The organism is Neorhizobium sp. CSC1952, from assembly GCF_030378245.1.
Lineage (GTDB): Bacteria > Pseudomonadota > Alphaproteobacteria > Rhizobiales > Rhizobiaceae > Neorhizobium > Neorhizobium oryzae_A.
In genome coordinates this window covers 2,790,498-2,810,327 of the sequence record NZ_CP128416.1, presented here as the reverse complement: position 1 = coordinate 2,810,327, position 19,830 = coordinate 2,790,498, and the positions used below count along the sequence as shown (strand labels likewise).

Annotated in this window: 16 protein-coding genes; 10 read left to right on the top strand and 6 right to left on the bottom strand. The window is 63.4% G+C overall.

Features of this window, described 5'->3' with window-relative positions:
* The first annotated feature begins 256 nt into the window (after nt 1-256).
* The 3 genes from QTA58_RS13650 to QTA58_RS13640 all read left to right on the top strand — a co-directional run bounded on the left by QTA58_RS13650 (nt 257) and on the right by QTA58_RS13640 (nt 5,294).
* Nucleotides 257-1,981 (top strand): M28 family peptidase, encoded by a 1,725-nt coding sequence (locus tag QTA58_RS13650; protein ID WP_289669263.1) that lies wholly within the window; start codon nt 257-259, stop codon nt 1,979-1,981.
* A gap of 334 nt (nt 1,982-2,315) precedes the next feature.
* Nucleotides 2,316-4,625, top strand: coding sequence for a xanthine dehydrogenase family protein molybdopterin-binding subunit (locus QTA58_RS13645; RefSeq protein WP_289669262.1), 2,310 nt, complete (start codon nt 2,316-2,318; stop codon nt 4,623-4,625).
* 48 nt (nt 4,626-4,673) lie between these two features.
* Nucleotides 4,674-5,294 carry a nucleoside triphosphate hydrolase gene (locus QTA58_RS13640; protein ID WP_289669261.1) on the top strand — a complete coding sequence of 207 codons (621 nt, stop codon included), beginning with the start codon at nt 4,674-4,676 and terminating at the stop codon, nt 5,292-5,294.
* A gap of 2 nt (nt 5,295-5,296) precedes the next feature.
* Here the strand turns inward: QTA58_RS13640 and ugpC are convergent, their stop codons facing one another.
* The 4 genes from ugpC to QTA58_RS13620 all read right to left on the bottom strand — a co-directional run bounded on the left by ugpC (nt 5,297) and on the right by QTA58_RS13620 (nt 9,534).
* Complete coding sequence (gene ugpC / locus QTA58_RS13635) at nt 5,297-6,367, bottom strand: sn-glycerol-3-phosphate ABC transporter ATP-binding protein UgpC (RefSeq protein ID WP_289669260.1); 1,071 nt, start codon at nt 6,365-6,367, stop codon at nt 5,297-5,299.
* A gap of 18 nt (nt 6,368-6,385) precedes the next feature.
* Entirely contained in the window at nt 6,386-7,234 is an 849-nt protein-coding gene (locus QTA58_RS13630) for a carbohydrate ABC transporter permease (protein ID WP_289669259.1), read from the bottom strand.
* Complete coding sequence (locus tag QTA58_RS13625; protein ID WP_289669258.1) at nt 7,227-8,165, bottom strand: sugar ABC transporter permease; 939 nt, start codon at nt 8,163-8,165, stop codon at nt 7,227-7,229. Before QTA58_RS13625 ends, QTA58_RS13630 begins: the two co-directional genes overlap by 8 nt.
* A 70-nt stretch (nt 8,166-8,235) precedes the next feature.
* Nucleotides 8,236-9,534: an extracellular solute-binding protein gene (locus QTA58_RS13620; RefSeq protein WP_289669257.1), complete on the bottom strand. Its 1,299-nt coding sequence runs from the start codon at nt 9,532-9,534 to the stop codon at nt 8,236-8,238.
* A 232-nt stretch (nt 9,535-9,766) separates the two neighbouring features.
* Between QTA58_RS13620 and QTA58_RS13615 the strand changes: the two genes are divergently transcribed.
* From QTA58_RS13615 to QTA58_RS13605, 3 genes are read left to right on the top strand one after another with little or no spacing between them, the layout of a single operon-like run.
* Nucleotides 9,767-10,966 carry an ROK family transcriptional regulator gene (locus tag QTA58_RS13615; RefSeq protein WP_085420474.1) on the top strand — a complete coding sequence of 400 codons (1,200 nt, stop codon included), beginning with the start codon at nt 9,767-9,769 and terminating at the stop codon, nt 10,964-10,966.
* A 37-nt stretch (nt 10,967-11,003) separates the two neighbouring features.
* Nucleotides 11,004-12,107, top strand: a complete 1,104-nt coding sequence (locus QTA58_RS13610) for a Gfo/Idh/MocA family oxidoreductase (protein ID WP_289669256.1) — start codon at nt 11,004-11,006, stop codon at nt 12,105-12,107.
* 30 nt (nt 12,108-12,137) lie between these two features.
* The gene (locus QTA58_RS13605) at nt 12,138-12,779 is read left to right on the top strand and encodes a ThuA domain-containing protein (RefSeq protein ID WP_085420476.1); all 642 of its coding nucleotides are present in this window, start codon (nt 12,138-12,140) and stop codon (nt 12,777-12,779) included.
* Between the two features lie 205 nt (nt 12,780-12,984).
* Here the strand turns inward: QTA58_RS13605 and QTA58_RS13600 are convergent, their stop codons facing one another.
* Both QTA58_RS13600 and QTA58_RS13595 read right to left on the bottom strand, forming a co-directional pair.
* Nucleotides 12,985-14,976 (bottom strand): alpha-glucosidase, encoded by a 1,992-nt coding sequence (locus tag QTA58_RS13600; protein ID WP_289669255.1) that lies wholly within the window; start codon nt 14,974-14,976, stop codon nt 12,985-12,987.
* 25 nt (nt 14,977-15,001) lie between these two features.
* Nucleotides 15,002-15,706 (bottom strand): GntR family transcriptional regulator, encoded by a 705-nt coding sequence (locus tag QTA58_RS13595; protein ID WP_289669254.1) that lies wholly within the window; start codon nt 15,704-15,706, stop codon nt 15,002-15,004.
* A 100-nt stretch (nt 15,707-15,806) separates the two neighbouring features.
* Between QTA58_RS13595 and QTA58_RS13590 the strand changes: the two genes are divergently transcribed.
* From QTA58_RS13590 to QTA58_RS13575, 4 genes are all read left to right on the top strand, one after another.
* The gene (locus tag QTA58_RS13590; protein WP_085420480.1) at nt 15,807-16,964 is read left to right on the top strand and encodes an LLM class flavin-dependent oxidoreductase; all 1,158 of its coding nucleotides are present in this window, start codon (nt 15,807-15,809) and stop codon (nt 16,962-16,964) included.
* On the top strand, nt 16,964-17,857 hold the full coding sequence (locus QTA58_RS13585) for an aldo/keto reductase (protein ID WP_289669251.1): 894 nt from the start codon (nt 16,964-16,966) through the stop codon (nt 17,855-17,857). The genes QTA58_RS13590 and QTA58_RS13585 overlap by 1 nt, the downstream gene beginning before the upstream one ends.
* Nucleotides 17,854-18,381, top strand: coding sequence for a flavin reductase family protein (locus QTA58_RS13580; protein WP_289669250.1), 528 nt, complete (start codon nt 17,854-17,856; stop codon nt 18,379-18,381). The genes QTA58_RS13585 and QTA58_RS13580 overlap by 4 nt, the downstream gene beginning before the upstream one ends.
* Nucleotides 18,382-18,456: 75 nt before the next feature.
* Nucleotides 18,457-19,626, top strand: coding sequence for a pyridoxal phosphate-dependent aminotransferase (locus QTA58_RS13575; protein WP_289669249.1), 1,170 nt, complete (start codon nt 18,457-18,459; stop codon nt 19,624-19,626).
* Nucleotides 19,627-19,830 lie beyond the last annotated feature (204 nt).

Genomic DNA, 19,830 nt, shown 5'->3' with positions numbered 1-19,830 from the left:
CTCATGCGTCATTCTCGGGCTTGTCCCGAGAATCTGTCCGCATCAAACGTGGTTAGATCCTCGCCACAAGGGCGAGGATGACGTCCACCAATGAAAATCATCACAGGAAAATCCGCGGGCGCTTTTAGCGCCCGTTTTCGTCAGTGCGATTTCTTGCCCTCCGAACCCGCTTGCGGCGCCCGGAAACCTCTGTTAGCGTTTTCATGTTTTATGAAACGATGTTTCATCTGATAAAACAATATGGGGAGTACCGGAGATGAACGAGATCGAATCCGCCGTTCTGGGAGCGGTGAAGCTGGATGAACCCTGGGCGCTGATCGAAAGCTTTGCGACCTACAAGCGCGAACATCCGACCGATGTGAACCGCGGCATGGACGAAGTGGCCGCGCGGCTGAAGAAGCACGGCGTCAATGTGACCATGCACGAGCCGAGCCTCTATCTCAGCCTGCCGGGGCTTGCCCGCGTCGAAGCCGGCGGCAAGACGTTTCGCGCCAAGCCGCCGGCTTATGCCAAGGATGCCAAGGCCGGCGTGAAGGGCGAGCTCGTCTACATCAGCAGCCATCAGCCGAAGGCGATCTCGACCATGTTCGAGAAGGCCGTCGAGGACACCGACAACCTCGCAGCCCGGGTGCGCGGCAAGATCGTGCTGTCGGAAGGTTTCGCCAATCCGGGCCTCGTCTCGCAATTCACCGAACTCGGCGCGATCGGCGTTATCGCCATCAATCCCGGCGTCGATATCCATTGGGGCATCTGCACCACCGTCTGGGGCACGCCCGATCTCGACGACCTGCCCCGCAAGCCGTCCATCCCGGCCGTCGCCGTCAACCGCGAGAGCGGCGATGCGCTGATCGAGCTCGCCAAGTCCGGCGCCGAGGTCACCGTCTTCACCGACATGGAGGAAGGCTGGTTCACGTCCAAGCTGCCGGAAGTCTTCATCGAGGGCACGGACGAGCCGGAGAAATACATCCTCCTGCACGGCCATCTCGATAGCTGGGACGTTGGCGTCGGCGACAACGCCACCGGCGACGCGACCCTCCTCGAAATCGCCCGCGTGCTCTGGGCCAATCGCGACAAACTGAAGCGCTCCGTGCGCATCTGCTGGTGGCCGGGCCATTCGACCGGCCGTTATGCAGGCTCCACCTGGTTCTCCGACAATTTCGCGCTGGACCTCGACGAGAACTGCGTCGCGTCCGTCAATTGCGACAGCCCCGGCTGCCGCTGGGCGACGGAATTCATCAACCTCTGCATGATGAGCGAGACGGAAGCCTTCCTCTCCGACGTCATCGAGGAAGTGGCCGGCAAAAAGGCCGAAGGCGAGCGCCCGCACCGCGCCGGCGACTATTCCTTCAACAATATCGGCCTTTCGAGCTACCTGATGCTCTCTTCGACCATGGCGGACCGCGACCGGGAGGAAAAGGGCTACTACACGGTCGGCGGCTGCGGCGGCAACATCGCCTGGCACACCGAAAACGACACGCTGGAGATCGCCGACAAGGATATCCTGCTGCGCGACATCAAGGTCTATCTGCTCGCCGTGCTGCGCAATGCCAATGCGAAGATCCTGCCCTTCGACTGGCGCGCGACGGCACGAGAATTCCTGGACACGGTCGATACCTATCAGAAGAAGGCCGGCGATCGCTTCGATCTTTCACCGACCCGCAAGGCCGTGGAATCGTTTGCTGAAGCACTCGCTGCCTTTCATGCCGGCATCGACGGCGGCAAGGTGGAGGCGAAGAAGGCCAACCACGTGATCCAGCGCCTCGCCCGCATACTCGTACCGCTGAACTATACCCGCGAGCAGCGTTTCCGTCACGATCCCGCCCTGCCGATCCCGGAACTTCCGGCACTCTCGACGGCTGCCGATTTCGACAAGCTCGATCCGGCCAAGCATGGTTTCGCCAGGACGCAGCTCGTCCGCGGCCAGAACCGCGTCATCGCAGCACTTCGCCAGGCCGAAGAGCTCGTCCGCTCCGCCGGTTGACCGGCCGGCCGATGAAGCCTGCGCCGATTTTCGGCGCAGGCCAGCATGATGGCAAACCTGGCGTCTTGCCCGGCGTCATCCTCGGCCTTGTGCCGGGGATCTATAAACGTCAATGATTTGCAGATGCTCGGCACAGGCCCGAGCATGACGGTCAGGGATTTTCGAACCGTTGTCGGCAGTCTGACTCGCGCCGACTTTTCGGCCCGAGCTTGCATCTAATCTGCCCGACAGGGCGACAGAAACATTTGTCAAATCGGAACTCCTGCCTTAGCGTCACGGCCAGTGTCAGCGAGGCTGATACCGATCGCTTGTGCCTGCCGGGGAGTACGTTCTTTTGAGCAATGATCATGAGGTCTTCACCGGCCGCCGGGAAGACGCGAGGCTTGTTACCGGGCAAGGCGCCTATACCGCCGACAAGAGACTGGATGGACAGCTTTACGCCGCGTTTTTGAGGGGGGACCAGCCGCACGCACGCATCGTCTCGATCGATGTGGAAGCGGCGATCGAGGCACCCGGCGTTCATCTCGTTTTGACGGGCAAGGATGCGCTCGAAGCCAGGCTGATCGCCCCCGGCCCGCTCATCTCCTTCCCGGGCGTCGACGGCATGACGATCAGGGCGCCGGTCCGCTACGCGCTCTCGACCGACCGCGTCCGCTTCGTCGGCGAGCCGGTCGTCCTGGTCGTTGCCGACAGCGCGGAAGCTGCCGCCGATGCGGTCGAACTCATCGCCGTCGAGTACGAGGAACTGCCGGCGGTCGTCGATGCCGAAAAGGCACTCGAGGAGGATGCGCCGCAGCTCTTCGACGACGTGCCCGGCAATCTGGTCTTCCTGCACGGCTTCGGCGACAAGGCCGCAACCGACGAGGCCTTCGCCAGGGCCACCCATATCTCGAAGCTTACCGTCGAATCGCAGCGCGTCGCCGCCAATCCCCTCGAACTGAAATCCTTCATGGCGGCCTACGATCCGGAAACGGACGTCTTCGACGTCTATTCCGCCAGCCAGGGCACGGGCCTTGCCGATGGGCTTGCCCGCTTCACCGGCCATCCGCCGGAAAAGGTCCGGCATCATATGGGCGATGTCGGCGGCAGTTTCGGCATCCGCGGTGCGGCCTATCCGGAATATGCGGCGATCATGCTCGCCACGCGAAGGCTCTGTCGCCCGGTGCGCTGGACCGCCAGCCGCACCGAGAGCTTTCTTGCCGATTACCATGGCCGCGCGGTGAAGCTCACCGGAGAACTCGCCATGAACGAGGCCGGCGAGTTCCTCGGCATCCGCATCGGCGTCGTGTGCGATCTCGGCGCCTATCATTCGCCGCCGGGCGCGTTGATCAACGTGCTGAACCCGATGCTGACGGGCACCGGCTGCTACAGGATCCCTGTCGTTTTCGGCCTCAACAGGCTCGCCTTCACCAACACCTCTCCGATCGCCGCCTATCGCGGCGCCGGCCGTCCCGACATCAACTATATGGTGGAACGACTGGTCGATCAGGCTGCGACCGACATCGGCATGGATCGGGTCGAAATCCGGCGGAAGAACCTGATCCCGGACGACGCCTATCCCTACCGGACGCCGACTACGGTCTATGACAGCGGCAACTATGTCGCCATGCTGGAGGAAGCGGTCTCGATTTCCGACTGGAAGGGTTTCGAGGCGCGCCGCAGGGAGGCCGAAAGCCGCGGCAACCTGCGCGGCATCGGCATGGGCATTTTCATCGAACCGTCGGGCGGCGGCCATATGCCGGAGGAAACGGAAATCCGTTTCGAGCCCGACGGCACGATCACGCTCTACACGCTCTCCGGTTCTGCCGGCCAGGGCCATGAGACGGTCCTGCCACGGCTTGTCGCGAGGGAGCTCGGCATCGACGAGAACCTGATCACGCTCCGCGCCAACAGCGTGAAGGCACCCCACAGGCTGAAGGGCGCCGGCACCATGGGTTCCCGCACCATGGCTTCGCACGGCGCCTCGCTCACGGTCACCTCACGCGAGGTGGTGAAGAAAGGCTTCAAGCTCGCCGCGGACGCGCTGGAAGCCTCGGAAAACGACATCGAGTTCGACCATGGCCATTACAAGGTCGCCGGCACGAACCTTTCCGTCTCGCTCATGGAACTCGCCGCCCGCAACGTCACGCCGGAGGGCAATGCGCTCGACACGTTGGCCTCGATCCAGCCGGAGCGCAATTTTCCGGGCGGCGTGCATGTGGCCGAGGTGGAGATCGATCCCCGCACCGGCGAGACGAAGGTCATCTCCTATATCGGCGTCGACGATGCGGGCCGCGTGATCGACCATACGCTTCTCGAAGGCCAGATGCATGGCGGCCTCGCCCAGGGCGCCGGTCAGGTCTTCGGCGAGGAGATCGTCTACGACGGCGACAGCGGCCAGCTTCTGACCGCCACCTTCATGGACTATTTCATGCCGCGGGCGGATTTCATGCCGACGCCGCGCTTCGTCGACATGCCGGTGCCTTCGCCGACCAACGTGCTTGGCGCCAAGGGCGGCGGCGAAGCGGGCACGACCGGCGCCCTGCCGACGTTGATGAACGCGGTGGTGGATGCGCTTCGCCGGGCGGGCGTCAGGGAATTCGACATGCCGGCAACGCCCTACAGGATCTGGAAGGCTTTGAAATCGGCAGAAGCCGGCATATGACGGAGACGATCGAACGCCCGACATGAGTCTGCCTGAGGGTTCCGGACGATGAATCTGGATGAAATCGCTGAAACCGTCATCGCCCGCGCCGGGGACAAACGGCGCTTCATCGTCGCGGTCGCCGGTCCTCCCGGCGCCGGCAAGTCGACGCTGGCGGAGGCGCTGCACAAGGCGTTGCTGGCGCGCGGCGAAACCGCCGAAGTCCTGCCGATGGACGGTTTCCACATGGATAACGGCATTCTGGAAGCCCGCGGCCTGCTGCCCCGCAAGGGCGCGCCGGAAACCTTCGACGTCCGCGGCTTTGCCGATATCCTCCGCGCCGTACGGCAGGCGGAGGAGGAAGTGCTGGTGCCGGTCTTTGACCGGTCGCGCGAGATCGCCATCGCTTCGGCGCGGCCGATTTCGCCGGACACCCATATCGTGCTTGCGGAAGGCAATTACCTGCTGATCGATGCCGCTCCCTGGTCGCGGCTCAGGAACTTTTTCGATCTCACCATCTTCGTCGGCCCGGAGGAAGAGGTGCTGCGCGAGCGCCTGACGGCGCGCTGGGTGCATTACGGGCTGGACGAGGCCGCCATCGCCTGGAAGCTCGACGGCAACGACCTGCCGAACGGCCGGTTTATCATCGCCAATTCCCGCCCCGCCGACATCCGGCTCGAGACGTTCTGAAATTACAGCGCGGCGCCGCTTTCGCGGTCGAAGACATGCACCTGCTCGGCCGGAATGTTCGCCTCGAACCTCGCGCCGTAGCGGGCCGGATATTCGCCGTCGACGATCGCCGTCACCGGCTGGCCGGCGAGGTCGAAGACCACATGCGTCTGCGCGCCCGTCGGCTCGACCAGCAGCGTCCGCCCGGCCAGAGCGGTCCCGCCCGTGCCGGGGCTCAGATGTTCGGGCCGCAGGCCGATCTTGATCGCCTGCCCGCGCTTCACCTTGCGGTCCGGCGCGATGCGGATCGCCGTGCCGTCGCCGAGGCGCGCCGCCGCCTCGCCACCCTCGCCGTCGACGGTGCCGTCGAGGATATTCATCGCCGGCGAGCCGATGAAGGCCGCGACGAAGAGGTTCGCCGGCGTCTTGTAGAGTTCCATCGGCGTGCCCTCCTGCTCCACCCGTCCCTGGTTGAGCACGACGATGCGGTCGGCGAGCGTCATCGCCTCGATCTGGTCGTGGGTCACGTAGATCGAGGTCGTGCCCACCTTCTGATGCAGGGTCTTGATCTCGGAGCGCATCTGCACGCGCAGTTTCGCATCGAGGTTGGAAAGCGGCTCGTCGAACAGGAAGACGGCAGGGTTGCGGACGACCGCCCGTCCCATGGCGACCCGCTGGCGCTGGCCGCCGGAAAGCTGCGCCGGCTTGCGGTCGAGAAGCGGGACGAGATCGAGCATGCGCGCCGCCTCGTTGACCCGCTCGGCGATGACCGGCTTCGGCGCGCCCGAAAGGCGCAGATTGAAGCCCATGTTCTCGGCCACCGTCATATGCGGATAGAGCGCATAGGACTGGAACACCATGGCGATGTTCCGTTCGCGCGGCGTCAGCTCGTTGACGACCTTGCCGCCGATGAGGACGTCACCTTCGGTAATCTCCTCAAGGCCTGCGATCATCCTGAGAAGCGTGGATTTTCCGCATCCCGACGGGCCGACCAGCGCGATGAATTCGCCGTCCTCGATGGAAAGCCTCACGCCGTGGATGACCCCGAGGGAGCCGTAGGATTTTTGGACGTTGGACAGGGTGACGGAGGCCATGGGTGTTCCGATCTTCGGTCAGGACTTCACGGCGCCGGCCGTCAGGCCGGCGATGATGTGCTTCTGGGCAAGGAAGAAGACGATGATGGTCGGCAGGATGGTGAGCGTGATGAAGGCGAGCACCAGTTGCCACTCGGTCCCGAATTCTCCCCGGTAGACCATGATCCCCAGCGGCCAGGGATAGATGGATTCCGAATTCAGCATGATGAGCGGCAGGATGTAGCTGTTCCAGCTCGCCACGAAGGAGACGATCGCCACCGTCGCGATGATCGGGCGCGAGAGCGGCAGCGTGACGTGCCAGAAGAAGCGCATGTAGCCGCAGCCATCCACGAAGGCGGCCTGGAACAGTTCCTCCGGAAGATTGCGGAAATAATTCCGGAACAGCAGGATGCTCATGCCGAGGCCGAAGGCCACCTGCGGCAGGACGACACCCCAATAGGTATTGAGCAGGCCGAGGTCGCGGATACGGATGAAGAGCGGCAGGATCGCGGTCGCGGCCGGAAACATCAGCCCGATCAGAAAGTAGTTGAGCAGGAAGTTCGAGCCGAAGAACCGGACATGGGCAAAGGTGAAGGCCGCCATGGCCGCGACGGACACGGTGAGGAACACGGTGAGCGTGGCGATGATCAGCGAGTTCATCATCTGCCGCCAGTACCGGTCCCCGAACAGGATATCGGTATAGTTGGACCATTGCCATTCGGCCGGCAGGCCGAACGGATTGATGCGCAGGTCGCCGAGCGTCTTGAAGCCGCCGAGAGCCGTCGTCAGCAGCGGAACGACGACGACCGCCGCAATGATGGTGAGCGAGACGTAAAGGTAGACTTTCGTGCCGGCGCTCATCCGGATTGAGGATCCCGTCTCAGTCATGGCGCATGAATATCCGTTTGTAGCTGAAGGCGAGCGTGACGCAGATCACGAACAGGACTACGCCGACCGCGCTTCCGAGACCCACCTGCATCCGGGTGACCCCGAAATTGTAGAGGAAGGTCACCATCGTCTGGGTGGAATTGAACGGTCCGCCGCCGGTCAGCGGCATGATCATGTCGAACAGTTGCAGCGACCCGACCACGGCGAAGAACACCGACAGGCGCAGCGTCGAGCCGAGGAGCGGCAGCGTCACGAAGCGGAATTTCTGCCAGCCGGTGGCGCCGTCGATCTCGGCGGCTTCCAGGACGCTCTTGTCGAGGGACTGGAGCCCGGCGATGAAGAGCATCATGTGGAAGCCGAAATATTTCCAGACCACCACGGCGAGCACCGCATAGATGGCGAGGTCCTTGTCGGCGAGAACATAGGGCGTCTCGACCCTGAGGAAGCCTGCGACGGCCGCGAAAAGCCCGTAGTCCCCGTCATAGACGAAGCGCCAGATGAGGCCGGCCGCCACATCGGCGAGCACATAGGGCAGGAAGAAGATCAGCCGGAAGACGATCACGCCCTTGATGCGGTTCGCCAGCATCATGGCAAGCCAGATCGCAAGCGGTATTTGCAGAAGCAGCGAAACGACGATGATCAGGAAGTTGTTCTTGAGGGCCGTCAGAAAGGCGCCGTTTCCGAAGAGCACCTCGAAATTCCGCAGGCCCACGAACTGCTCGGGCAGGCCGTAGCCGTCCCACCGGTAGAGGCTGTACCAGGCGGCCTCGCCCATCGGCATGATCACGAAGATCGTGAAAAGAAGAAGCGCCGGCGGCAGGAACAGGATTAGTACCGGAAGCCGCCCCCGTGCCGTCGGGCTCTTGCGCCTGGCAACGCGACGTGCGTCCGCCGCATGCCCTATGGCGGTCGTTGCAGAAACATTGGTCATCTTCGTTCCGGCTGTCATGGGCTGCAGGGAACGCGCCGGCCGGGGCAGTCGGCCCCGCCGGCGCCTCGCATCACATCTTGTCCATTTCCACCGCGTCCTGGATCGTCTGCGCGCCTTCCTCCGGCGACATCTGACCCGACACGATGGCGACCGACGCGTCGTTCACGACACGGCCGACGGATGGGCCCAGCTCCTGATCGAAGAAGTTCTGGTGCCAGGTGGAAGCTTCGAGCTGTCTTGCAGACTCGCTAAGGAGCGGGTTGGTGACGCCGTCCTCCGCTCCGACCGCCGCCGGCAGGATCATCCCCGCCTTCGCCATGAGCCGTTCGTTTTCTGCATTCGTCAGATAGGCGAGGAAATCCAGGGTTTCCGGCGGCGCCTTCGCCGTCACGGCCCATGCGTTGATGCCGCCCAGCGTATCGGTGGCCTTGCCGGCTCCGCCTGCCACCGCGGGGAAGGCGAAGCGGCCGATATTGTCGCTTGCAAGCCCCTTGCCGTCGCCGGCATTTCTGCGCTGGAAAGCTTCCGTCGTCTCGAAACCGAGGATCATCGCGGCCTTGCCGTCGCCGAAGACGCCGAGTGCCTGAGGCCAGGTCGTGGCGAGATAGCCCGGCTGGAACGGTTCAAGCTTGCCGAGTTCGGCAAGCTGCTCGCCGGCTTTTACGGCTTCAGGCGCCACGAAACCATCGCCCGCACCGGTCTTCATCGCATCGAAGCCCTGCTGGCCGGCATTGCGCATGACCAGATAGCTCCAGTAGAAGTGGATCGGCCACTTCTCCCCGCCGCCGCCCGCGATCGGCACGATCCCCGCATCCTTGAGCTTTTTGACTGCGGCGAGAAAATCGTCCCAGGTCTTGATGCCCGCGGCATCGACCCCCGCTTTCGCGAAATAGGCCTTGTTATAGAAGAAGCTGACGGTTCCCATCTTGTAGGGCACGGCGCTGATCTTGTCGTCGAAGGTGACTGCCTTCAGGGCGGCGGGATTGTAGCTCTTGCCCCAGGCGCCGCCATCTCCCTTCATCTTGTCGGTAATGTCCTTGAGCGCGCCCGTCGCCTGCTGCTGCTTCAGCACGCCGCCGCCCCAGCTGTAGAAGAAATCCGGCGCATCGCTGGATTGCAGCAGCGTCGGCAGCTTTGCCTTGAAGGCCTCGTTTTCGAGAAACTGCATCTCGATCTTCACGCCGGGATGCTCGGCCTGATACTTGTCGGCGATGCCGCGCCAGACTTTCACATATTCCGGATTGAGCTCCAGGTGCAGCCATTTCACGACCGCATCGGCCGAGGCCGTAGCGGCCGTCGCGCATAAAGCCAGCGTACCGATGGTGCTGGCAAACGCAAAGCGAATTCCCGATTTCCCGATGGTCAGCATTTCGCACTCCTCCCGTAGCGCTTTATTTCTGTACCCGGATTAAATAATCGCAGCCTTTCCCGTTCTGTCAATAGCTTGCCTGAGAAAGCGGCAAAAAGCGCCTAAAAAGAATGCTTAAACAGAAATTCCTGTTGCGCAAACATGAAAATCGGATTTAGAAGAAGGCGAATTTAATTTGCCATGCGTAAAAAATACGCCGGGCACTGACGGGGTTGGGTGCCCGCACGAGACGATGAAAACTGCCGATCCCGAACTGATGCGCGCCATCAACCGCCTGAGCGTGCTGGATACGATCCGGCGCCACGGGCCGATCTCCCGCGTGGAGATCAGCGAGCGAACCGAGCTTTCGACCACCACCGTCTCGGCAATCACCGGCTCCCTCCTCGACGACGGATTGATCCTGACCCGCCACGAAGGCGACATCCGCAACGAGACCGTGCGCGGCCGGCCCCGCGTCATGCTGGAGGTCAATCCGGATGCCGCCCGCGTCGTCGGCGCCAAGATCGCTGCAAATCGCATGGTCTTCGTCGTCACCAATTTCCGCGGCGACGTGCTGTCCAAGCTGACGCTGCCGATCCGCATCGACCGGCAGCCGATCGCCGTCATCGCCGACCTGGTGGAAGACGGCGTACGCCGCTGCGTCGTGGATGCCGACCTGTCGCTGGAGGATGTCGACAGCGTCTGCCTCGGAATTCCGGGCGTCATCGAGCATCGCACCGGCTATATCCGGTCAAGCCCGATCTTCCGTGAGGTGAACATCGATTTCGCCGCTGAAATGTCGGTGCGCCTGTCGACGCCGACGATCATCGAAAGCGACGCACACGCCATCACGCTCGGCCACCACTGGTTCGGCAAGGCCCGCGACCTGGAGGACATGGTACTGATATCGCTGGAGCAGACGCTGGGCTTGGGCGTGCTGCACCGCAATCAGCTTTTCCGGGGCGCCGGCGGCCTCAGCCACAATCTCGGCGACCTCGTGCTCGGCATGGGCCAGCAGGGTGTCGTGCGGCTTTCGAGCCGGGCGGGCGAAAGCGCGATCCTCGGCGAACAGCAGACGGACGGGCGCTTTGCGGAAGCCGTGCGGCTCGGCCGCGGCATGAGCCACGTGCAGGCGCTGATCCAGGCGGACGACGACCGGCTGATCGGCGCGGCGATGCGCGCCGGCGAAGCGGTCGGGCTGACGATCGCCAACATCGTCACGCTGTTCGCGCCGCCCAGGGTCATCCTCGTCGGCTCCTCGCTGGCGCTCGGCGAACCGTTCCTCAACAGCCTGCGCGATGCCTATGCGCTCGCCATCCCCCCGTCGCTGAAAGGCGTCAGCGAACTCGTCTTCGACGATTCGACCGACGATTTCTGGGCGCAGGGGGCGGCGGCCGTCGCGCTTTACGAACTTTACGAATCGCCCTGGAGCACCACCGGGCCGGCGCTCTGACGCACCCCGGATATCATGATTCATTGGGAGGAGAATGATGGACAAAGTCGGTATCGGCATCATCGGATGCGGCAACATCTCAGGCGCCTACTTGAAGGCGATGACCTCCGCATTCCCGATCCTCGACATTCGCGGGCTGGCCGACCTCAACCGCGACCTTGCGGAAGCGAAGGCTTCGGAATTCAACCTCTCCGCCAGAAGCGTGGACGAGCTGCTCACGGACCCGCAGATCGAGATCATCGTCAACCTGACGATCCCGAAGGCGCATGTGGCCGTCGGCCTGCAGGCGCTCGAAGCCGGCAAGCACACCTATTCGGAAAAGCCGCTCGGGATTAATTTCGCGGAAGGGAAAAAACTGGCGGAGGCAGCCAAAGCCAGGGGCCTGCGTATCGGCGCGGCACCCGACACCTTCCTCGGCGGCGGCCACCAGACCGCCCGCGCCCTGATCGATGAGGGCGTCATCGGGATACCGGTCGGCGGCACGGCGACCTTCATGTGCCCCGGCCACGAGCGCTGGCATCCCAATCCCGCCTTCTATTACGAGGTCGGCGGCGGACCGATGCTCGACATGGGACCCTATTACATCACCGATCTCGTCAACCTGCTCGGCCCGGTCTCGCAGGTCGCGGGTTTTGCGATCACCCCCCGCAAGGAGCGCGTCATCACCAGCGAACCGAGAAACGGCGAGCGCATTCCCGTGCATGTGCCGACCCATGTGGCGGGCGTGATGGCCTTTGCCGGCGGCGCGGTCGTGCAGATCGGCATGAGCTTCGACGTCGCCGGCCACAAGCATGTGCCGCTGGAAGTCTATGGCACCGAGGGCACGCTGATCGTGCCGGATCCGAACCATTTCGGCGGACGGGTCGAATACCTGAAGAAGGGCGGCCAGTTCGAGGAACAGCCGCTGACCGCGCCCTATGCGGACGGCAACTACCGTTCACTCGGCGTCGCCGACATGGCTTACGCGATCCGCTCCAACCGCCCACACCGGGCGAACGGCGATCTCGCGCTGCATGTGCTGGAGGTGATGGAAGCCTTCCACACCGCAGCAGCCGAAGGCCGCACCATCAAGATCACCACGGCAACGGAACGACCGGCGCCTCTGCCGGTCTCGCTCGTCGACGGCCGGCTGGCCCGGTAATCCGATAAAGCAATTCTGGAGGAAAAGAACATGCGGGAAGCACTGATCGTCTGGGGCGGCTGGAGCGGCCACGAACCGCAGGAATGCGCCGAGATCATCAAGGACATGCTCGAGGAGGACGGCTTCAAGGTCTATCTCGAACATTCGACCGAGGCCTTCGCCGACCCTTCGATCCATGACCTGAGCCTCATCGTGCCGATCATGACCATGTCGAAGATCGAGAAGGAAGAGGTGAAGAACCTCGCCGCCGCGGTCGAGGGCGGCGTCGGCATCGCCGGCTATCACGGCGGCGCGGGCGACGCCTTCCGCGAATCGGTCGACTACCAGTTCATCATCGGCGGCCAGTGGGTCGCCCATCCCGGCAACATCATCGACTACACCGTCAACATCACCAGGCCCGACGATCCGCTGATGGAAGGGATCACCGATTTCCCCTACACGTCCGAGCAATATTACATGCATGTCGACCCCTCGAACGAGGTGCTGGCGACAACGACCTTCACCGGCGCGCATGCCTGGTGGATCGACGGCGTGGTGATGCCGGTGGTCTGGAAGCGGAAATACGGCAATGGCCGTGTCTTCTATTCCTCGCTCGGCCATCAGGCGAAGGAATTCGACGTACCGCAGATGAAGACGATCTTCCGCCGCGGCGCGAATTGGGCGGCTCGGTAGAGATAGGCGTTCGGCGGTGCGTCTAGCCGATCTCCCCCCTCGAGGGGGGAGATGCCCGGCAGGGCAGAGGGGGGTGCTGCGGCATACTCTTCCGCAATTGAATTCGTGGCGCCACCCCCCTCTGTCACCTTCGGCGACATCTCCCCCTCAAGGGGGGAGATCGGGAGTTTGCCGCACCGCCTCTCACCTCTTCACACCTAGCTCCTCACATTCCCCTCAGCCCCTCAAACATCTCCGCAAAAGCCGCACCCTTCCGATAAAACACCGGCGGACAGCCGATCGGCGAGGCGACCGTCGCCTCCTGACCGCCTGAAAACTCCTCTCCGCTCCAGACATGCACCCAATCCGCTCCTTCCGGCAGATAGACGGCGCGCTCGCCTTGGGCCGCGTGCCAGACCGGCGCCACCAGCAGGTCCGGGCCGTAAAGATAGCTGTCCTGGATCGCGTAGGTTTTCAGGTCATGCTCGTAATGCAGGAAGAGCGGCCGCTGCACCGGCAGGCCGCGCGTGGCGGCCTCCTTCGACAAGGTTTTGAGATAGGGCGCCAGATGCACGTAGATCCACGTCATCCTGGCGAAATGGGCGAGCACTTCCGGGTCCTGGTCGATCTGGACATTGTCGCGCGGCCGGTTGCCCTCGTGGCTGCGCATCACCGGCGTGAACGCGGCCATCTCGGCCCAGCGCATCAGAAGCTCGGGCGTGCGGACATTGCCGAACAGGCTCGTGTAGCCGCCGATGTCGGAATGGTGGTATGCGTTGCCCAGGAGGCCCGACGACAGCGCCGCGCATATGACGGTGACGAGACCGTCATGGCGGGAGAAATCCACCGACTGGTCGCCGCCCCATAAGAGCGGACAATGTTTCTGCACCCCGGTGAAGCCGGCCCGCATGAAGAACAAGGCCTCCCCGGTCTTGCCGCGGCTTGCGATCGCCTTTGCATTGACCTCGGCCCAGAGCACCGGCCAGGCATTGTGCATCAGCTTGGCGTCGATGCCGTTCGCGAGCTCGACGTCGATCGGGAGATACTCGCCGAAATCCGCCATCCACCCAGACAGGCCGAAATCCAGCATGCGGCGGCCTATCACCTCCTCGGCGAACCATTCGGCGGCCTCCGGATTGGTGAAATCGACGACACCGCAGTCGAACTCGCCGAAATCGACGATCGCCGTACGGCCGAGCTGATCCCTGGCGAAATAACCCGCCGCTTCCGCCTCCGGAAACAGTGCTCCATCGACGCAGAGATAGGGATTCACGTAGCCGAGGAAGCGGATGCCCTCGCCGTTCAATTCGGCGATGCGCTCCTTAAGGCCCGGATACCGCTCCTCGTTCGCCTGCCAGTCCCAGAAGAGGCGAGAGCCGAACGAAGTCTGCCGGATGCCGACCCAATCCTCGCACCAGAGGCCGGAGACCTGCACGCCCGCTTGCAGCATCCTGTCCAGCCGGTCGAAGGAATTCATGCCGTCCTTCAGACCGACGATCGCGCCGTTATAGACCCAATCCGGCAGTTCCGGCTGCCGTCCGAAACGCGATGACAGGGTTTCGACGAGTTCGACGAAGGTCGGCGCGGAATGGAGCTCGATCCGCTCCGGGACCGCCCAGACCTCGATCTCGTGAAAGGTCTGGCGGCGGAAATCGAAGACGCAATAGGCCGTCGTCTCCACATGCAGCGCATAACGCGCCGAGGAGATGTAGGTCGGCTGCGGATAGTTGGTGTTGTAATAATCGCCGCCCGCCTTGTCCTTGAGGTCGGATTTGAAGGTGATCTCGCTCGTCTTGTCGCGGCCGACGCCCGGCTCGGAGGTCCAGAGCGGGAAACGGCGCCCGCGCATGTCGAAATAGGACATCTGCTCGCCGCCGCCCCAGACATGCTCGTCGTTCTTCGCATGGATGCGGATCCAGAAACGGTTGATGCGGCCGTCCAGCGAGCGGAAATGGATGGCGGACCCCGCGATCGTCAGTTCGAGGCGCGGCGCCCTTCCCTCCGCCTCCGAAAGGCTGATCGTATCTCCCTCGACGGCCGCATGCCTGAGCGGGCTGCGCTCGACGATATAGTCCTCGACCTCGAAATTGCCGCGGTACATGTCCATCCGCTCCTGCCCCTCGCCCACGAAAATGCAGGGCAAGGAGGCGCTGTGCCGGAGAACCGTCCGGCCGTTCAGCGAGATGGAGAAACCGTCGGGCGTGCTTTCGAATGTCATGTGTCGGCTGCGCAAATCCATCGGCCTACCTCAAGCGCGATACGTAGCGCGCCACGGAATGGTCGAACCATGTACGGGAAACCTCGGCCACCGCGCCGTCCTGCGCCTGGCTCATGCGCAGCACGTGGGCGATCGGCGCGCCCGGTTTGTGGCCGAAGACCGGCGGCGCCCATTCGGGCACGGTATCGAGAGCGATCCTGTCCTCGGCCCTGACGATCCAGAGATTGAGCCGCGTGCGATAGTAGAGATAAAGCGATTCCGACAGGTCCTCCGGCGCAATCGCTTGCGCATAGGAACCGTCCAGCCAGATTTCCTCCAGTGCCGCCACTTTCCCCGACAATCGCCGTATCCGCCGGATGCGATGGCCTTCCGGAGAAAAGCCGAATTTCGGCAGATCCCCGGATTTGTCGAGCCGCTCGACATCGATGATCTCGGCGGTGGGCAGTCCGCCGCCCTGGATGAGTTCCAGGCGGAACATGGCATAGACGCTTTTCGGATCGCTGATCGCCCGGATATAGTTCCCCGACCCCTGCACCCGTTCCAGAAGTCCGCGGCTCTGGAGCTCCGCAAGCGCCTTCCGCAACGTACCCACCGCAATGCCGAGTTCGGCCGCCATGTCGCGCTCCGGCGCCAGCTTCTCGCCGTCGACCAGCCGGCCGGCCGCGATATCCCGCACCAGCAGTTCGGTGATCTGCAGATAGATCGGCAGGCTGCCGGGATGACTTTCCATCGAAGCGCTTCTCCCCCCAAAGAGAAAATTGATACATCATTGATCTACATCAAATCAGATGTTATGCAAGTGTCAAGTATCGACGCGGAGGAGGAGACTGATGACCGTTGTCCCGATCACATCGCCGGATCTCGATGCGGCCGAAGTGTCCTGGTTCGCCGCCCTCTGCTCGGACGACTATGCCTATCTCGGCGTTCCCGACGACGCCCTGAAATCGAGCTTCGAGCACTGTTCCGAGATCGTCACGCGCGCCGAAACGCTCGGCTTCCGCAACATCCTCTGCCCCTCCTCCTATCAGGTCGGGCAGGACACGCTGAGCTTCGTCGCCGCCTGCTCGCAAATCACCGAGAGGATCAACCTTCTCGCCGCGATCCGCTGCGGCGAGATGCAGCCGATCATGCTCGCCCGCACCGTCGCAACCCTCGACCACATGCTGAAGGGCCGCCTGACGCTCAACGTCATCAGCTCGGATTTCCCCGGCGAAGTGGCCGACAGCGCCTTCCGCTATCGCCGCAGCCACGAGGTCGTGCAGATTCTCCGCCAGGCCTGGACGCGCGACACGATCGACCACGAAGGCGAGGTCTACAATTTCAAGGGCGTCACCACCGAGCCCGCCAGACCCTACCAGCAGAACGGCGGCCCGCTTCTCTATTTCGGCGGCTATTCGCCGGATGCGCTGGAGCTCTGCGGAGCCCAATGCGATGTCTACCTCATGTGGCCGGAACCCAAGGAGCAGATCGCCGAACGCATGAAGGCCGTGCACGCCCGTGCCGAAGCTCACGGCCGCACCCTGGATTACGGTCTGCGCGTTCACATGATCGTCCGCGATACGGAAAAGGAAGCCCGGGATTATGCCGAGCACCTCGTCTCGAAGCTGGACGACGAATACGGCCGGCTGATCCGCAGCCGCGCCCATGACAGCACCTCGCTCGGCGTTTCCCATCAGGCTCGCACCCGGGAGCTCGCCGACAAGTTCGGCTATGTCGAGCGCCACCTCTGGACCGGCATCGGCCGGGCACGCTCCGGCTGCGGCGCGGCGCTGGTCGGCTCCACCGATCAGGTGCTTTCGGAAATCGAGGCCTACAAGAAGATGGGCGTCAGGGCCTTCATCTTTTCCGGCTACCCCCATCTCGACGAAGCGGAACATTTCGGCAAGAAGGTCCTGCCGCAGCTGAAGACCTGCTCGCTGCCGCATATCTACGGCCGCGTACCGGCCGACACGCCCGCAACACCGCTCGGCGCAGGGAGGCGCCACTGATGGACCGCATTCAACTTTCACCCGATCTCGAACTCAGCCGCCTCGTCTACGGGCTGTGGCGCATCGGCGACGATGCCGATACCTCGCCGAAACATGTCGAGGCCAAGATCGAGGCCTGCCTGGCGCAGGGCATCACCACCATGGACAATGCCGACATCTACGGCGGCTACACGGCGGAAGCGATCTTCGGCGCGGCGCTGAAGGCCTCGCCTTCACTGCGCGACAGGATAGAGATCGTCACCAAATGCGGCATCGTCGCGCCGGCCGGCCGGCATTCGGCCGTCCGCGGCAAGCACTATGATACAAGCGCCGGGCACATCAACGCGTCGGTCGAAGCCTCGCTGCGCGACATGGCGACGGATTACATCGATCTGCTCCTCATCCATCGTCCCGACCCGTTCATGGATCCGGACGAGACGGGGCCGGCGCTCGATGCGCTGGTGGAATCCGGCAAGGTGCGCGCCGTCGGCGTTTCGAATTTCCGGCCCTGGGGTTTCTCGCTGCTGCAGTCTTCGATGGAAGCCGAACTCGTCACCAATCAGATCGAGATGAGCCTCGTCGCGATGGATTCCTTCACAAATGGCGACCTTGCCTATCTGCAGGAACGCAACATCGCGCCGATGGCCTGGTCGCCGCTCGGCGGCGGTTCGCTCTTCAAGCCGGAAAACCGGCGGCTGATGACGGTGCTGGAGCGGACTGCCGGCGAACGGGGTGTCGATGCGACGGCCGTCGCGGTCGCATGGCTGCTGGCCCATCCGGCGAGGATCCTGCCGGTGCTCGGCACCAACAATCTCGACCGTATCGGAAAGATCGCCGACGCCGCGAAAGTGGCGATCGATCGCCAGACCTGGTTCGAACTCTATACCGCTGCCATCGGAAAGCAGGTGCCATGACGATATCAGCCGACATCACCCACGGCCTGAACGAGCAGGTCTTCATTCCCGACGCATCGACCGCCCGGCACTACCGCAATGCGCTTGGCACGTTCACGACCGGCGTGGCGGTGGTGACGGCAAGGACGCCGGGCGGGCCGATCGGCATGACGGTCAACAGCTTCACGTCGGTTTCGCTCGACCCGCCGCTCGTCCTCTGGTCGCCGGCAAAAAGCTCGTCGCGCCATCGGGCCTTCACGGCGGCAAGCTATTTTGTCATCCATGTGCTGAGTGCCGAGCAGGATCGCCTGAGCGCCCGCTTCACCCGCAACGGAGCGGGTTTCGAGGGGCTCGACTGGATCGAGAACATGGAAGGCGTACCGGTCATCCCCGGTACGCTCGCCCGCTTCGAATGCGAACGCTCGGACCTGCACGATGCCGGCGACCACACGCTGATCCTCGGCCGCGTGCTGCGCGCCGCCCACCGCGAGGGCGATCCCTTGTGCTTCTCGCGCGGCACGTTCGGCCGCTTTCAGAGCCACTGACGCCTGAAACATATTGACCGGGAATAGGTCCGGGCCTACGCAGGAAAACACCATCCCAGCATCGACAGGCCATCCATGACCATCATCAGACCGGATATCAGCGCCCGCGCCGCGGCAGCGCCCCGCAGCGGCATTGGCGAGATCGTCACCTATGCCAGAGGCCGCGAAAACCTGATGCCGCTCTGGATCGGCGAAGGCGATCTTCCGACGCCGGATTTCATCACACGCGCAGCCAGCGAGGCGCTGCTGGCCGGCGAGACCTTCTACACCTGGACGCAAGGCATTCCCGCCCTTCGGGAGGCGATCGTTCGCTATTATCAGCGGCACTACGGCACGAAGCTTTCGGCCGACAATATCTACGTCACCGGTTCGGGCATGCAGTCGATCGTGCTGGCGATCCAGACGGTCGCTTCCGCCGGCGACGAGATCGTCTACCTCTCGCCCGCCTGGCCGAATGTCGTGAACGCCATCGGCGTCTCCGAAGCCAAGCCCGTTACGGTCCGGCTCGGCTTTGCCGACGGCCGCTGGGTGCTGGACATCGAGCGGCTGGAAGCGGCGATCACTCCCAAAACCACCGCGCTCTTCATCAACTCGCCCTCCAATCCGACGGGCTGGACCGCGACGCACGAAGATCTCAAGGCCATCCTCGAACTCGCCCGCAAGCGCGGGCTGTGGATCATCGCCGACGAGATCTACGGCCTCTATTATTTCGACGGCGCCCGCGCGCCCTCCTTCATGGACGTCATGGAGCCGGAGGACCGGATCATCTTCGCCAATTCCTTCTCGAAGAACTGGTGCATGACCGGCTGGCGCGTCGGCTGGATGGTGGCGCCGGCCGAGATCGGCCAGACGCTCACCAACCTCATCCAGTATTCGACCTCGGGCGTCGCGCAGTTCATGCAGAAGGGCGCCATCGTGGCCCTCGAACAGGGTGACGATTTCATCCGCACCAATATCGAGCGAGCGCGCAAATCCCGCGACATCCTCTGCGATGCGCTGATCGCCACCAACCGCGTCGAGACCCGCAAGCCGGACGGCGCGCTCTACGCCTTCCTGAAGATCGACGGCGTCACCGACAGCCGCGACGAGGCGTTCAGGATCGTCGACAAGACGGGCGTCGGCATGGCGCCGGGAACCGCCTTCGGCCCCGGCGGCCAAGCCTTCATGCGCGCCTGCTATCTGCGCGATCCGCTGCAGGTCAAGGACGCGGCGCAGAGGTTGAGCGACTATATCCGCAGCCGTTGAGGCTTTTCGAGACACGCGCTCCCCTCACTTGCGATTTCTAACACTTAGCTAAAGCTAAGATGTTGAAATCACTTTCTCTCCCACAAGGGGAGAGATAGGAATGCCGCGCCGCCGCGGGGCTACCTCTCCCCTTGTGGGAGAGGTTACAAAATCACGATCTTAGCTTTAGCTAAGTCGTAGATTTTGTTGGTGAGGGGGTTCGTG

Excerpts from the sequence above, each read along its gene's own strand:
- QTA58_RS13650 (WP_289669263.1), top strand. The coding sequence starts at position 257 with ATGAACGAGATCGAATCCGCCGTTCTGGGAGCGGTGAAGCTGGATGAA.
- QTA58_RS13640 (WP_289669261.1), top strand. The coding sequence starts at position 4,674 with ATGAATCTGGATGAAATCGCTGAAACCGTCATCGCCCGCGCCGGGGAC.
- ugpC (WP_289669260.1), bottom strand. The coding sequence starts at position 6,367 with ATGGCCTCCGTCACCCTGTCCAACGTCCAAAAATCCTACGGCTCCCTC.
- QTA58_RS13630 (WP_289669259.1), bottom strand. The coding sequence starts at position 7,234 with ATGACTGAGACGGGATCCTCAATCCGGATGAGCGCCGGCACGAAAGTC.
- QTA58_RS13625 (WP_289669258.1), bottom strand. The coding sequence starts at position 8,165 with ATGACCAATGTTTCTGCAACGACCGCCATAGGGCATGCGGCGGACGCA.
- QTA58_RS13620 (WP_289669257.1), bottom strand. The coding sequence starts at position 9,534 with ATGCTGACCATCGGGAAATCGGGAATTCGCTTTGCGTTTGCCAGCACC.
- QTA58_RS13615 (WP_085420474.1), top strand. The coding sequence starts at position 9,767 with ATGAAAACTGCCGATCCCGAACTGATGCGCGCCATCAACCGCCTGAGC.
- QTA58_RS13610 (WP_289669256.1), top strand. The coding sequence starts at position 11,004 with ATGGACAAAGTCGGTATCGGCATCATCGGATGCGGCAACATCTCAGGC.
- QTA58_RS13605 (WP_085420476.1), top strand. The coding sequence starts at position 12,138 with ATGCGGGAAGCACTGATCGTCTGGGGCGGCTGGAGCGGCCACGAACCG.
- QTA58_RS13600 (WP_289669255.1), bottom strand. The coding sequence starts at position 14,976 with ATGACATTCGAAAGCACGCCCGACGGTTTCTCCATCTCGCTGAACGGC.
- QTA58_RS13595 (WP_289669254.1), bottom strand. The coding sequence starts at position 15,706 with ATGGAAAGTCATCCCGGCAGCCTGCCGATCTATCTGCAGATCACCGAA.
- QTA58_RS13590 (WP_085420480.1), top strand. The coding sequence starts at position 15,807 with ATGACCGTTGTCCCGATCACATCGCCGGATCTCGATGCGGCCGAAGTG.
- QTA58_RS13585 (WP_289669251.1), top strand. The coding sequence starts at position 16,964 with ATGGACCGCATTCAACTTTCACCCGATCTCGAACTCAGCCGCCTCGTC.
- QTA58_RS13580 (WP_289669250.1), top strand. The coding sequence starts at position 17,854 with ATGACGATATCAGCCGACATCACCCACGGCCTGAACGAGCAGGTCTTC.
- QTA58_RS13575 (WP_289669249.1), top strand. The coding sequence starts at position 18,457 with ATGACCATCATCAGACCGGATATCAGCGCCCGCGCCGCGGCAGCGCCC.